Raw genomic sequence first — 14,329 nt, forward strand, 5'->3', positions numbered from 1 at the left:
ACGCCGAAAAGAGGTCGATCGTGACCCCAGCACAGACCGAGGTGCCGCAGCGGCGCGGCACGCCCCAGGACTCGGGCCCCACCCCGGTCATCTCCGTGCGCAAGCTGTGGAAGGTGTTCGGGCCGAAGGCGGACCAGGTACCCGACTCAGAGGAACTGTGCGGGTTGACCCGCCGTGAGCTGATGGACCGCACCGGCTGCACCGCCGCCGTACGCGATGTGAACTTCGAGGTCTCGCCCGGCGAGGTCTTCGTCGTCATGGGCCTGTCCGGCTCCGGGAAGTCCACCCTGGTGCGATGTCTGACCCGGCTGATCGAACCCACCGCGGGGGAGATCGTCTTCGAGGGCGAGGACATCCGGGACGCGGACGCCAAGCGGCTGCGCGAGCTGCGGCGCCGTAAGTTCTCCATGGTCTTCCAGCACTTCGGCCTGCTGCCGCACCGCAGGGTCGTCGACAACGTGTCGTTCGGCCTGGAGATCCGCGGTATGAGCAAGGCCGAGCGCACCAAACGGGCCCTGGAAGTCGTGGAGTTGGTGGGGCTCTCCGGGTACGAGAACTCCTACCCCGACCAGCTCTCCGGCGGTATGCAGCAACGCGTCGGTCTCGCACGGGCGTTGGCCGGCGACCCGGACGTCCTCCTCTTCGACGAACCGTTCTCCGCGCTCGACCCGCTGATCCGCCGTGACATGCAGAACGAGGTCATCCGGCTGCACCACGAGGTCGGCAAGACCATGGTGTTCATCACCCACGACCTCTCCGAGGCCCTCAAGTTGGGCGACCGCATCCTCATCATGCGCGACGGCAAGATGGTGCAGTGCGGGACGGGCGACGAGTTGGTCGGCGCGCCCGCAGACGACTACGTACGCGAGTTCGTGAAGGACGTACCGCGCGGGGACGTCCTCACCCTGCGCTGGATCATGCGCCCGGCCGTGGACGAAGACCCCCTGGACGGACCGGAGTTGGGCCCCGACGTCGTCGTACGCGAGGCCACCCGTGCCGTCCTCGCGGCCGACAGGCCGGTCAAGGTCGTCGAGAACGGCAAACTGCTCGGCATCGTCGGCGACGAGGAGATCCTCGCGATCGTCGCCGGACGGGAAGGCGACGCCTGATGACCGTCGCCGTGGAGAAACCGGAGCCCGCAGCCCAAGTCGCGGACGCCGTACCGGACTTGAAGGGCCCGCGCCGCAAGGTGACCCGGTCCATGATGGTCGGCGCGATCCTCGTCGTGTGGCTGGTGCTGTTCGCCGTGCTGCGCGGGAAGCAGACGCTGACGCTCGCGGCGGCCGATCTCACCGGGCTGCACCGGTGGTTCAACGACCTGAACGACTCGGTCGGCGCCAACCGCAACTCCAACCCGCTCTTCCTCTACTTCTTCAACGAGATCCGCCTGGTCATCGACAACCTGGTGACCTTCGTCCAGGACCTGATCTCCCAGCCGAGCGGCGACCGGCCGGTCCCGCAGATCGGCTGGCTCGGAGTCGTCGGCATCACCGGCTTCGTGTCCTGGGCCGTCGGCAACTGGCGGGTCGCGCTCCTCGCCATGGCCGGCTTCGCCTTCTTCGGGCTCCAGGGCCTGTGGCAGGAAAGCATGGACACCCTGGCGCTCACCCTCTCCGCCGTGCTCGTGGCGCTGGTGTTCGCGATCCCGCTGGGAGTGTGGGCGGGGCTGTCCGACCGGTTCAACCGGATCATCACGCCCTTCCTCGACTTCATGCAGACGATGCCGACCTTCGTCTACCTCGCCCCCCTCACCCTGATCTTCCTCATCGGCCCGGCCTCCGCCGTGATCGCCACGGTGATCTACGCGGCGCCGCCCGCGATCCGCATCACCGCGCACGGCATCCGCAACGTGCCCGAGACGACCGTGGAAGCGGCCGACTCGATGGGCTCGACCCGTTGGCAGTCGCTGCTCAAGGTGCTGCTGCCGATGGCCAAGCGGACCGTGGTGATGGGCGTCAACCAGACCATCATGGCCGCCCTCGCGATGGTGACCATCGCGGCCCTGATCGACGCGCCCGGCCTCGGCAAGACCGTCATGCAGGCCCTGGAATCGCTCGACGTCGGTACGGCGTTCAACGCCGGTCTGGCCATCGTGATCATGGCCATCGTCCTCGACCGGGTTACGACCGCGTCGAGCACGCGCACGGAGGAGGCTCGCAACTCCACCGGCCGGTTCCTGAAGTTGCGCCGGCCGCTGCTCGGGGCGGGCGCGGTGGGCGTCTTGGTGCTCGTGTACCTCTCGCACACCTACCTGTGGGCGGCGCAGTTCCCGGGCCGGGGCACCGCCGGCACTCACATCGCGAGCGCGGCGGACAGCGTGACGACCTGGGCGCAGGACAACCTCTCGGGCATCACGAACGGCTTTCGCGACGTGCTCACCAACGGCTTGCTCAACCCGTTCCAGTCGTTGCTCACCGACTCCCCGTGGTGGCTCGTCGGGGCGGCCCTGATCGGGATCGGTGTGGTGCTCGGCGGCTGGCGCGCCGGGATCACCACGGCTGTGTGTGTGGGCCTCCTGGTGGGCACGGGCGTGTGGTCGGACAGCATGACGACGCTCGCCTCGACCGTTGTGGCGACGGTGCTGGTGATGGTGTTCGGCATCACCTTCGGCGTGTGGATGGGGCGCAGCACGCTGGTGGACCGGCTGCTGCGGCCCACTCTGGACGCTGCGCAGGTCATGCCGCCGTTCGTCTATCTTGTGCCGTTCCTCGCGCTGTTCGGCCCGACCCGCTTCACGGCCATCGTCGCCGCGGTTGTCTACGCGGCGCCGGTCGCCATGAAGATCATCGCGGACGGGGTGCGGGATGTGTCCGAGACCACCGTCGAAGCGGCCACCGCTGCCGGGTGCAACACCTGGCAGATCATCACCAAGGTTCAACTCCCGATGGCACGCAGCGCCCTGACTCTTGCGACCAACCAGGGCCTGATCTACGTGCTGTCGATGGTTGTTGTGGGCGGTCTGGTGGGAGCCGGCGCCCTCGGCTACGACGTTGTGGCCGGATTCGAGCAGGGACAGCTGGTCGGCAAGGGGCTGGCGGCGGGGCTCGCGATCGTACTGCTCGGAGTCATGTTCGACCGGATCACTCAGGCGGCCGCGCGCCGAACCAGCGCTTAAAGGAGCACAACACCATGGCAAGACACTGGCGAACCGGCGCGGCCGGCCTGGCCGTTCTCGGCCTCACCCTCACCGCCTGCAGCGGGGCGAAGGTCGGCGACACGTCCTCCGGCTCGGGTTCGGGCAGCAGCTCGGGCAGCTCGGCCAAGTGCGGGACCTTCAACCTGGCGGTCAACCCGTGGGTGGGCTACGAGGCGGACGCGGCGGTCGTCGCGTACGTCGCGCAGCACGAACTCGGCTGTACGGTCAACAAGAAGGACCTGAAGGAACAGATCGCCTGGCAGGGCTTCGGCACGGGCGAGGTCGACGCGGTCCTGGAGAACTGGGGCCACGACGACCTGAAGAAGAAGTACATCACCCAGCAGAAAACCGCCGTGGAGGCCGGTCAGACCGGCAACAAGGGCATCATCGGCTGGTACGTGCCGCCGTGGCTGGCCAAGGCACACCCCGACATCCTGAACTACAAGAACCTCAACAAGTACGCGTCGAAGTTCAAGACCTCCGAGTCCGGCGGCAAGGGCCAACTCCTTGACGGCGATCCGTCGTACGTCACCAACGACGCCGCGCTGGTGACGAATCTGAAGCTGGACTTCAAGGTGGTGTACGCGGGCAGCGAGACCGCGCTCATCCAGGCCTTCCGGACCGCCGAGAAGAACAAGCAGTGGGTCATCGGCTACTTCTACGAGCCGCAGTGGTTCCTGTCCGAGGTGGCGTTGAAGAAGGTCGCGTTGCCGACGTACACGACGGGGTGTGACGCCGTCGCCACGAAGGTCGCTTGCGACTATCCCGTGTACGACCTGGACAAGATTGTCAGCGCGAAGTTCGCCAAGTCTGGCAGCCCCGCCTACAACCTGGTGAAGAACTTCAACTGGACGAACGACGACCAGAACACCGTGGCCAAGTACATCGCTCAGGACAAGCTGTCCGACGATGCCGCGGCGAAGAAGTGGGTTGACGCCAATCCGGACAAGGTCAAAGCCTGGCTCAAGTAGTGCCGGCGGTGCTTGCGGCGAGTGAGTGATCCCCGGGGCCCGACCATGTGACGCGTCGTCACGCGGCCGGGCCACCCGGAATGCGTCGGGGAACTCGTGGATGCTGCCGCGGTTTGATGAATGGTCAAGTTGCAGCAAAAGGATTTTCGGAGCGCGCGATGAGCGTGCCCCAAAGGTAGGATCTTGCCTCGAATGGAGTGCGGCAGGACCAAACTCGAATCCATTCATCCACGGGGAGGACTGCGTCATGGTGCGCATTTTCAGAATCAGTTCCCGATCCGCCCGCAAGGTGGCCGTCTGCGCTGCTGCGGCCGCGATTGCCTTGGGTGCGGCCAGCCCCGCCAATGCGGCGGCAAGCAACCGTCTGGTCAATGGCAGCAAGCTGAAGCCGGGACACTGCATCACGGATGGCCCGTCGTCCAGAAAGGCCAAGTTCTGCGTCGGGAATTACTACAACATCTACATGACCTACAAGTCTCTGACTTGCACGGTGTACGCGGCCAACGGGCACCTCAGCGGCCCGTCCGCATATGTGCAGGTCGCGAAGAACGGTGACGTGAAGTTCTATCAGTATTCCGGCGGCCGACTTCTGTGGCACTCCAAGACCACGCAATTCAAGGGCGCGGACCTCGTGATCGGCAGTTCGCGGCCCGGTGACCAGGCGAAGCTCGGTGTGGATCAGCCCGGAAAGGCATTCTTCATCATCAAGGACTGCCCTTTCCATGACTGAAACAGGGTTCACCGCGCGATGATCGGCGTGTGAACGGGAGAATGGCAGAAGGCGCCTGCCGGCCGGCGGCGAACGGGAGCTTCCACGCTTCCGGCAGTCGCGCCCGGCGAGGCGCCTTTTGTGTGAGATTTTTCCGGCCGTGCTGGGCGTGCTCCTCCCGTACGTCACTCCCTTCGATCCCTCCGGGAAACCGGCCCCGGCCACGTGACCACGCGCTACGCGCCACGCGGCCGGGCATTCCTGTGTTCTGGGCGTGTTTCGGGCCGTTTTCCGACGTCACGAGCCTCTTGACACCCCCTTCCCGCGCCGGGCACATTGAGTTGCGCAACCTGAAGCATGTTGCGCAGACAGCAACCGGATTGCTTTCTAGCCGGAGGTGCGGCGATGGCGGGACCCCGAGTGGTCATCATCGGAGCGGGCGTCGTGGGGGCGGCGCTCGCGGACGAGATCTCCGCGCGAGGCTGGACCGAAGTGACCGTGGTCGACCAGGGCCCGCTGCCCGCCACCGGGGGCTCGTCCTCGCACGCGCCGGGGCTGGTCTTCCAGACCAACTCCTCAAAGACCATGACCGAGTTGGCCCGCTACACCGTCGAGAAGTTCTGTTCCCTCGACGTCGACGGCAAGCCCTGCTTCCTCCAGGTCGGCGGCCTCGAAGTCGCCACCACCCCCGAGCGCGTCGCCGAGCTCCACCGCCGCCACGGCTGGATCACCGCCTGGGGCATCGAGGCCCGCCTGCTCACCCCCGAGGAGTGCCTCGCACAGCACCCACTCCTCAACCCCGACAAGGTCCTCGGCGGCCTCCTGGTCCCCACCGACGGCCTCGCGAAGGCCGTCCTCGCCGTGGAGGCCCAGATCCGCCGCGCCACGGACCGCGGCGTGACCTTCCTGGCCCGCCACGAGGTCCTGGACGTCCAGCGGGCCGACGGCCGCGTCACCGGCGTCCTCACCGACCAGGGCGAGATCCCGGCCGACATCGTCGTGTGCTGCGCGGGCATCTGGGGCCCCAAGATCGCCCGCATGGTCGGCATGAACCTCCCGCTCACCCCGCTCGGCCACCAGCTCGCCTGGACCGGTCCAGTACCGGCCCTCGCCGGCCAGACCGAGGAGGCGGTCCGCCCGATCCTGCGCCACCAGGATGCCGACCTCTACTACCGCGACCGCTTCGACGCCATCGGCATCGGCTACTACGGCCACCGCCCGATGCCGATCTCGGCCGACGAGATCCTCTCGGTCGACGAGGCGGCCGACATGCCGTCGGTCTTGAAATTCACCGAGGACGACTTCGCGCCCGCCTGGACCGAGACCCAGTACCTGCTCCCCGCGACGAAGGACGCGAAGGTCGAGGAGGGCATCAACGGCCTCTTCTCCTTCACCACCGACAACTTCCCGCTCCTCGGCGAGTCCCCGGACGTCAAGGGCTTCTGGGTCGCCGAGGCGGTCTGGGTCACGCACTCGGCGGGCGTCGGCCGCGCGATGGCCGAGTGGCTGGTCGACGGTTACTGCTCGTCCTTCGACCTCCACGAGTGCGACGTCAACCGCTTCGAGCAGCACCAACTCGCCCCGGAATACGTCCTGGCCCGCGACTGCCAGAACTTCGTCGAGGTCTACGACATCCTCCACCCCCTCCAGCCCTCCGGTAAGCCGCGCCCGATCCGCACCAGCCCCTTCCACACCCGCCAGCAGGAACACGGCGCGTTCTTCCTGGAGGCGAACGGCTGGGAGCGCCCGCAGTGGTACGAGGCCAACTCGGCCTTGGTGGAAGGCCGTTCGATCCCGACCCCGAACGACTGGGCGGCCCAGTACTGGTCCCCGATCGTCGGTGCCGAGGCCCAGGCCACCCGCGAGACGGTCGCGATGTACGACATGACGGCCCTGAAGCGACTCGAAGTGACCGGTCCAGGCGCCGCCGACTTCCTGGAGGGCCTGGTCACCGGCAAGGTCGCCAAGTCGGTCGGCTCGGTGACATACACCCTCCTGCTGGACGAGGACGGAGGTATCCGCAGCGACATCACCGTCGCCCGCCTCGCCCGCGACCAGTTCCAGGTCGGTGCCAACGGCAACCTCGACCTCGACTGGTTCACCCGCCACCTCCCCTCCGATGGAACGGTCCAGGTCCGAGACATCACCCCCGGCACCTCCTGCATCGGCCTGTGGGGCCCCCTGGCCCGCAAGGTCCTCCAGCCTCTGACGGACGAGGACTTCACGAACGAGGGCCTCAAATACTTCCGCGCCAAGCGGGCCTACATCGGAACGGTCCCGGTCACCGCCATGCGCCTCTCCTACGTCGGCGAACTCGGCTGGGAGCTCTACACCACCGCCGACCAGGGCCAGAAACTCTGGGACACCCTGTGGCAGGCCGCCCAACCCCTCGGCGGTGTCATCGCGGGCCGCGGCGCCTTCAACAGCCTCCGACTGGAGAAGGGCTACCGCTCCTTCGGCACCGACATGACCTACGAGCACGACCCCTACGAGGCCGGCGTCGGCTTCGCCGTCAAACTCGACAAGGGCGACTTCATCGGCAAGGCGGCCCTGGAACGCCGAAAGACTGACGTGCGACGGCAGTTGACCTGCCTCACCATCGACGACCCCAGCTCCGTCGTCATGGGCAAGGAGCCGGTCTACGACGGCGAGCGCGCCGTCGGCTACGTCACCAGCGCCGCCTACGGCTACACGATCGGCAAGGGCATCGCCTACGCCTGGCTCCCGACCGAACTCACCACCCCCGGCACCCAGTTGCACATCGGCTACTTCGACGAGCGCGTCGAGGCGGTCGTAGCGCAGGAGCCGTTGTTCGACCCGACGATGTCCCGCCTCCGTGGGTAGGGCCTGTCCGGCGGACCATGCCGCAGACGCGGGGCGTGGCACGCACATCTGCGGCGTTGTCGTCGGTTGCCGACTCCCCCACGCTCGAACAACCTCGCGCGGGGGGACCCCCATCGCGTCGCCGCCCTCCTCCGCCTTGCAGCTGCACGCATCACGCCCCGCTCACCGGCGTCGATCAGGCGCCGTGGGTTTCCTGCGACCTGCTCCGCCGGACAGGCCCAGCCGGAAGGACGAGAACGCCGAATGAACGCCCTGAACACGCCCCTCGCCGAACTGGACCCCGAGGTCCACGCCGCGCTCCGCGCCGAACTCCACCGCCAGCAGTCCACGTTGGAGATGATCGCCTCCGAGAACTTCGCGCCCTCCGCAGTACTGGAGGCGCAGGGCTCGGTCCTCACCAACAAGTACGCGGAGGGCTACCCCGGCCGCCGCTACTACGGCGGCTGCGAACACGTCGACGTCACCGAGCGGTTGGCGATCGAGCGGATCAAGTCCCTCTTCGGCGCGGGCTTCGCCAACGTCCAGCCGCACTCGGGAGCCCAGGCCAACACGGCGGTGTTCTTCGCCCTGTTGAAGCCCGGCGACACGATCCTCGGCCTCGACCTCGCGCACGGCGGCCACCTCACCCACGGCATGCGCCTCAACTACAGCGGCAAGATGCTGAACGTGGTGCCGTACCACGTCTCCGAGACCGACAACCTGGTCGACATGGACGAGGTGGAGCGCCTCGCCAAGGAACACGGCCCCAAGATGATCATCGCGGGTTGGTCGGCGTATCCACGGCAGTTGGACTTCGCGGCCTTCCGGCGGATCGCCGACGAGGTGGGCGCCCTGCTGATGGTCGACATGGCGCACTTCGCGGGCCTGGTGGCCGCGGGCCTGCACCCGAACCCGGTCCCGCACGCGCACGTGACCACGACGACCACACACAAAACCCTCGGCGGCCCGCGCGGCGGAGTCATCCTCACCAACGAGGCCGACCTCGCCAAGAAGATCAACTCGGCGGTGTTCCCCGGCATGCAGGGCGGCCCGCTGGAGCACGTCATCGCCGCGAAGGCGGTCTCGTTCAGGGTCGCGGCCTCACCCGAGTTCGCCGAACGCCAGGCCCGCACTCTCGCGGGCTCGCGCATCCTCGCCGAACGCCTCACGCGGCCGGACGTGGCGGACACCGGGGTGAAGGTCCTCACCGGCGGCACGGACGTCCACCTGGTCCTGGTCGACCTGCGCGACTCCGAACTGGACGGCAGGCAGGCGGAAGACCTCCTCCACGAGATCGGCATCACCGTCAACCGCAACGCCGTCCCCTTCGACCCGCGCCCGCCCATGGTCACATCGGGACTGCGCATCGGCACCCCGGCACTGGCGACACGCGGCTTCACGGAGGAGGACTTCGCGGAGGTCTCCGACGTGATCGCGCGGGCCCTCCAACCCGAGCCGGACACAAGCGAGTTGCGCGCCCGCACGGAGGCCCTGGCGGCGCAACACCCGCTCTACCCGCACCTGTCCGAGGAGGACGACCCCCGATGACCCCGCGCACCCCGGGCGCCGACCTCCCCGAACACCCCGACTGGCTGTGGCGCACACCCGAGCCGAAACGCTCGTACGACGTGATCGTGGTCGGCGGCGGAGGCCACGGCCTGGCCACCGCCCACTACTTGGCGAAGAACCACGGCATCACGAACGTCGCGGTGCTGGAGAAGGGCTGGCTCGCGGGCGGCAACATGGCCCGCAACACCACGATCATCCGCTCCAACTACCTCTGGGACGAGAGCGCGGGCATCTACGAGCACGCGCTGAAGCTGTGGGAGGGACTGGAGGAGGAACTCGACTACCCGATCCTCTTCTCCCAGCGCGGAGTGCTCAACCTCGCCCACAGCCTCCAGGACGTCCGAGACAGCGTGCGCCGGGTGGAGGCCAACCGCCTGAACGGCGTGGACGCGGAATGGCTCGACGAACGCCAGGTCAAAGAGGTCTGCCCGATCGTCAACATCTCACCGGACGTGCGCTATCCGGTGATGGGCGCCACGTATCAACCACGCGCGGGCATCGCCAAGCACGACCATGTGGCCTGGGGCCTGGCCCGCTCGGCGGATGCCGCCGGCATCGACATCATCCAGAACTGCGAAGTCACCGGCCTGGACATCGTCGACGGCAGGGTGACCGGCGTCCAGACGACGCTCGGCCCGATAGCGGCAGGCAAGGTGGCCCTGTGCTCAGCCGGCCACACATCGGTCCTCGCGGCGATGGCGGGCATCGAACTCCCCCTCCAGAGTCACCCGTTGCAGGCGCTGGTGTCGGAGCTGCTGGAGCCGGTCCACCCCACGGTCGTCATGTCCAACGCGGTCCACGTGTACGTGAGCCAGGCGCACAAGGGCGAGTTGGTGATGGGCGCGGGTATCGACTCGTACAACTCCTACACGCAGCGCGGCGCGTTCCACATCATCGAGGAGCAAATGGCGGCGGCCCTCGAACTGTTCCCGGTCTTCGCCCGCGCCCACGTCCTGCGCACCTGGGGCGGCATCGTGGACGTCACCCCCGACGCCTCACCCATAGTCGGCCTCACTCCGGTCAACAACCTCTACCTGAACTGCGGTTGGGGAACCGGAGGCTTCAAGGCCACCCCGGGCGTCGGCTGGGTCTACGCGCACACCATCGCCCACGACACGCCTCACCACCTCAACGCCCCCTTCTCGCTCGACCGTTTCACCACCGGCGCGCTCGTCGACGAGCACGGCGCCGCCGCGGTGGCCCACTAGGGAGCCCGAACCATGCTGCTGATCCCCTGCCCCTGGTGCGGGCCCCGCGACGAAGCCGAGTTCCACTACGGCGGCCAGGCCCACGTGGCCTACCCGGAAAACCCGTCAGACCTGACCGACGAGGAGTGGGCCCGCTTCCTCTTCTTCCGCGCCAACCCCAAAGGCCCCTTCGCGGAACGCTGGAGCCACGCGGCAGGCTGCCGGCGCTGGTTCAACGCGGTACGCGACACGTCGACGAACGAGATCCTGACGGTGTACAGGTCGGGCGAGCAACGCCCGGACACATACGAACCACGTCAGGCACAGTCAGCCCGTCGGGCGTCCACTTCTCAACAAGGTCCCGCACCATCAGCCCGTCCGGCGTTTGAGGACGAGGCCCCTTCAGGGCCGACGGGGGTCCAGGGGGCAGAGCCCCCTGGGAACGGGACGGGTAGGGGCGGCGGGGGCGCTGCATCCATCGGCGGCTCCGCCGCGGGTAATCCGTACCGCCACCCCACCCAAGGCCGAATCCACCGAAACACCCCCCTCACCTTCACCTTCGACGGCACCGAATACACGGGCTACAAGGGCGACACCCTCGCCTCCGCCCTCCTCGCCAACGGCGTCGTCCAAACCGGCACCAGCATCAAACTCGGCCGCCCCCGAGGCATCTTCACCGCCGGAGTCGAAGAACCCAACGCGGTCATCCAGATAGAGGCCCCCTTCCCGGAGCCGATGCTCCCCGCGACCACGATCGAGCTCTACGACGGCCTCGTCGCGACCAGCCTCCCCGGCCAGGGCCGCCTCGCCGCCACCCCGGACCCGGCCCGCTACGACGCCGTCCACACCCACTGCGACCTGCTCGTGGTCGGCGCGGGCCCCGCCGGCCTCGCGGCCGCCGCGGCCGCCGCCCGCAGCGGAGCCCGAGTCGTCCTCGCCGACGACCGCCCCGAACTGGGCGGCAGCCTCCTCGACACGGCCCAACTCCTCTACTGGGTAAAGGAGTTGAGCGAGGAACTCACCGCCACCCCCGACATCCGCGTCCTGTCCCGCACCACCGTCTTCGGCCACTACGACGACAACCACCTCCTCGCCGTGGAACGCCGCACGAACCACCTCGGCGCAGCGGCCCCCACCCACGTCTCCAGGGAACGCGTCTGGCGCATCCGAGCCCGCCGAGTAGTCCTCGCAACGGGCGCGCACGAACGCTCACTTGCCTTCGCGGACAACGATCGCCCCGGAGTAATGCTCGCAGCCTCGGCCCGCGCCTACGTCAACCGCCACGGCGTCCTGCCCGGCCGCCAGGCCGTCGTCTTCACCACCAACGACAGTGCGTACGCAGCCGCGTTGGACCTCGCGAGCGCCGGAATCCACATCGCGGCGATCGTGGACACCCGCCCGTCCGAGAACGGGCCGACGGAGTGGGCACGCCGAGCCCGAGAAGCCAGCATCGAAGTATTCACCGGACACGCAGTCGTCGCCACCGAGGGCACCCCGCGACTCAGCGCCGTGACGGTCGCCCCCTACGCCGAAACCACAGGCACGACAAGGCACTTCGCGGCCGACCTCCTCCTGGTCTCCGGCGGCTGGAACCCGGTGGCCCACCTCTTCAGCCAGGCGGGCGGCAAGCTCCGCTACGACGACACCCTCGGCTCCTTCGTCCCCGACACCTGCCGTCAGGCGGTCGAGGTCGCGGGCAGTGCGAACGGAGCGCTGGACCTGGCCGAAGTCCTCGCGCAGGGCGCAGCCGCAGGCACCCGCGCGATCGAGGCCGAGGGCTACACCGCCGAGGCCCCGAACCTGCCCCAGGTGCCCGCGGAACCCGCCCCCACCCCCGCCATGCAGGTCTTCCTCGTCCCCTCCGCAACCGAAGCCCCCCGCTTCGTGGACCTCCAACGAGACGTCACAGTCGCCGACTTGACCCGCGCCACATCCGCCGGCCTCAACTCGGTCGAACACACCAAGCGCTACACCACAGCGGGCACCGCCAACGACCAGGGCAAGACCTCCGGCATCCTGGCGAGCGGGGTGGTCGCCGAACTCCTCGGTGTGGACGTGTCGTCGCTCGGCACCACAACCTTCCGCCCGCCCTACACCCCCGTCTCCTTCGCCACCCTCGCGGGCCGCGACCGGGGCGCGCTGCACGACCCGATCCGTACGACCGCCCTGCACGACTGGCACGTCATGCAGGGCGCCCTGTTCGAGAACGTCGGCCAGTGGAAGCGCCCTTGGTACTACCCGCAGGACGGCGAGGACATGGAGACCGCGGTCCTGCGCGAGTGCGCGGCGGCCCGCGAGGGCGTCGCGTTCATGGACGGTTCCACGCTCGGCAAGATCGACGTGCAGGGCCCGGACGCACCCGTCTTCCTCGACCGGCTCTACACCAACATGATGAGCAACCTGAAGGTCGGCATGATCCGTTACGGAGTCATGTGCCGCCCGGACGGCATGGTCTTCGACGACGGCACCGCCATCCGCCTCGCCCCGGACCGCTACCTGGTCACCACGACCACGGGCAACGCCGCCGCGGTACTGGACTGGATGGAGGAGTGGCACCAGACCGAGTGGCCCGAACTCCGCGTCCACTGCGCCTCGGTGACCGAACAGTGGGCCACGGTCGCCCTGGTCGGCCCCCGCTCCCGCGAGGTGCTCGGCTCGCTCGCTCCCCAACTGGCCGTCGGCAACGACGACTTCCCGTTCATGGCCTGGCGGGACACCACCGTCGCCGGCATCGAGGCCAGGGTGTGCCGGATCAGCTTCTCTGGCGAACTCGCCTACGAGATCAACGTGTCACCGTGGGAGGCCCTCGCCCTGTGGGAGGCGCTGTACGAGGCCGGTGCCCCCTTCGGCATCACCCCGTACGGCACCGAGACCATGCACGTCCTGCGCGCCGAGAAGGGCTACCCGATCATCGGCCAGGACACCGACGGCACCGTGACTCCCCATGACCTGGGCATGAGTTGGGCGGTGTCGAAGAAGAAGCCCGACTTCGTCGGCAAGCGTTCCTACGCCCGCGCCGACGCCGTCCGCCCCGACCGCAAACACCTGGTCGGCCTGCTCCCGGACGACCCCGCCGCCTACCTCCCCGAGGGCACCCAACTGATCGCCGACAGCGTGCTTCCGGCCCCGCCCGTCCCGATGCTCGGCCATGTCACCTCCAGCTACCGCAGCGCCGCCCTCGGCCGCACCTTCGCCCTCGCCCTGATCAAGGGCGGCCGCGACCGCATCGGCGACCGCCTCTACGCCCCGGTGGGCGACCGCCTGATCCCGGTCACCGTGGCGAGCCCCGTCCTCTACGACCCCGAAGGAGCCCGCCGCGATGGCTGACACCGCCCTCTCCGTGCCGCGCCGCAGCCCCCTCGCGGGTGCCGCGGACCGGCTGGCCGCCGCGACCCGTTCCTCCGGCGGCGCGGTCCGGCTGGCCGAGCTGCCCTTCCTGGCCAAGGTGAACGTCCGGCTCGACGCGAAGGGCGCGGCGGCGGACGCCGTAGGACTCGCTCTTGGGCTGTCGCTGCCCCTGGAGCCCAACACAGTGGTGCGGGCTGGAGAGTTGAGGGCGCTGTGGCTCGGGCCCGACGAGTGGCTGGTGGTGGGGCCGCCGGGCACGCAGCGGGACGTGGAGCACCGGATCCGGGCGGCGAGCAGTGACGAGCATGTGTCCGTCACCGATGTGTCCGCCCAGCGCACCACCCTGCTCGTCTCGGGCGCCCGGGCCCGCGACCTGCTCGCCCACGGCTGCCCCCTGGACCTGCACCCGCGTGCCTTCGGTGCCGGACGCTGTGCCCAGACCACCCTGGCCCGCACCCAGGTCGTGCTGGTCGCCCGGGACGAACCCGGGGCCGGATTCTGGGTGTTGGTGCGTTCGTCCTTCGCCGGGTATCTGACGGACTGGCTGCTGGACGCGGCGGCCGAATATCTCCATAGCGCCTGAACC

Annotated in this window: 9 protein-coding genes; all 9 read left to right on the plus strand. The window is 68.6% G+C overall.

The annotated features are described in order from the left end of the window. Positions 1-20 precede the first annotated feature (20 nt). The 9 genes from ACQHII_RS41005 to ACQHII_RS41045 all read left to right on the plus strand — a co-directional run bounded on the left by ACQHII_RS41005 (position 21) and on the right by ACQHII_RS41045 (position 14,326). Entirely contained in the window at positions 21-1,109 is a 1,089-nt protein-coding gene (locus ACQHII_RS41005) for a quaternary amine ABC transporter ATP-binding protein (protein WP_427923987.1), read from the plus strand. After that, positions 1,109-3,115, plus strand: coding sequence for an ABC transporter permease (locus tag ACQHII_RS41010; RefSeq protein ID WP_427923988.1), 2,007 nt, complete (start codon positions 1,109-1,111; stop codon positions 3,113-3,115). The genes ACQHII_RS41005 and ACQHII_RS41010 overlap by 1 nt, the downstream gene beginning before the upstream one ends. A gap of 14 nt (positions 3,116-3,129) precedes the next feature. Continuing rightward, positions 3,130-4,107 carry an ABC transporter substrate-binding protein gene (locus tag ACQHII_RS41015; RefSeq protein ID WP_427923989.1) on the plus strand — a complete coding sequence of 326 codons (978 nt, stop codon included), beginning with the start codon at positions 3,130-3,132 and terminating at the stop codon, positions 4,105-4,107. Positions 4,108-4,354: 247 nt separating this feature from the next. Beyond that, positions 4,355-4,837, plus strand: a complete 483-nt coding sequence (locus ACQHII_RS41020; protein WP_427923990.1) for a hypothetical protein — start codon at positions 4,355-4,357, stop codon at positions 4,835-4,837. Positions 4,838-5,221: 384 nt separating this feature from the next. Further along, positions 5,222-7,660 carry a GcvT family protein gene (locus ACQHII_RS41025; RefSeq protein WP_427923991.1) on the plus strand — a complete coding sequence of 813 codons (2,439 nt, stop codon included), beginning with the start codon at positions 5,222-5,224 and terminating at the stop codon, positions 7,658-7,660. A 243-nt stretch (positions 7,661-7,903) separates the two neighbouring features. Beyond that, positions 7,904-9,187, plus strand: coding sequence for a serine hydroxymethyltransferase (gene glyA, locus ACQHII_RS41030; protein ID WP_427923992.1), 1,284 nt, complete (start codon positions 7,904-7,906; stop codon positions 9,185-9,187). Continuing rightward, positions 9,184-10,416, plus strand: coding sequence for a sarcosine oxidase subunit beta family protein (locus ACQHII_RS41035; RefSeq protein WP_427923993.1), 1,233 nt, complete (start codon positions 9,184-9,186; stop codon positions 10,414-10,416). Before glyA ends, ACQHII_RS41035 begins: the two co-directional genes overlap by 4 nt. A 12-nt stretch (positions 10,417-10,428) precedes the next feature. Further along, positions 10,429-13,722: a sarcosine oxidase subunit delta family protein gene (locus ACQHII_RS41040; RefSeq protein WP_427923994.1), complete on the plus strand. Its 3,294-nt coding sequence runs from the start codon at positions 10,429-10,431 to the stop codon at positions 13,720-13,722. After that, positions 13,715-14,326, plus strand: coding sequence for a sarcosine oxidase subunit gamma (locus tag ACQHII_RS41045; protein ID WP_427923995.1), 612 nt, complete (start codon positions 13,715-13,717; stop codon positions 14,324-14,326). The genes ACQHII_RS41040 and ACQHII_RS41045 overlap by 8 nt, the downstream gene beginning before the upstream one ends. Positions 14,327-14,329: the final 3 nt, after the last annotated feature.

This window comes from Streptomyces sp. cg40 (genome assembly GCF_050320165.1).
Lineage (GTDB): Bacteria > Actinomycetota > Actinomycetes > Streptomycetales > Streptomycetaceae > Streptomyces > Streptomyces hokutonensis.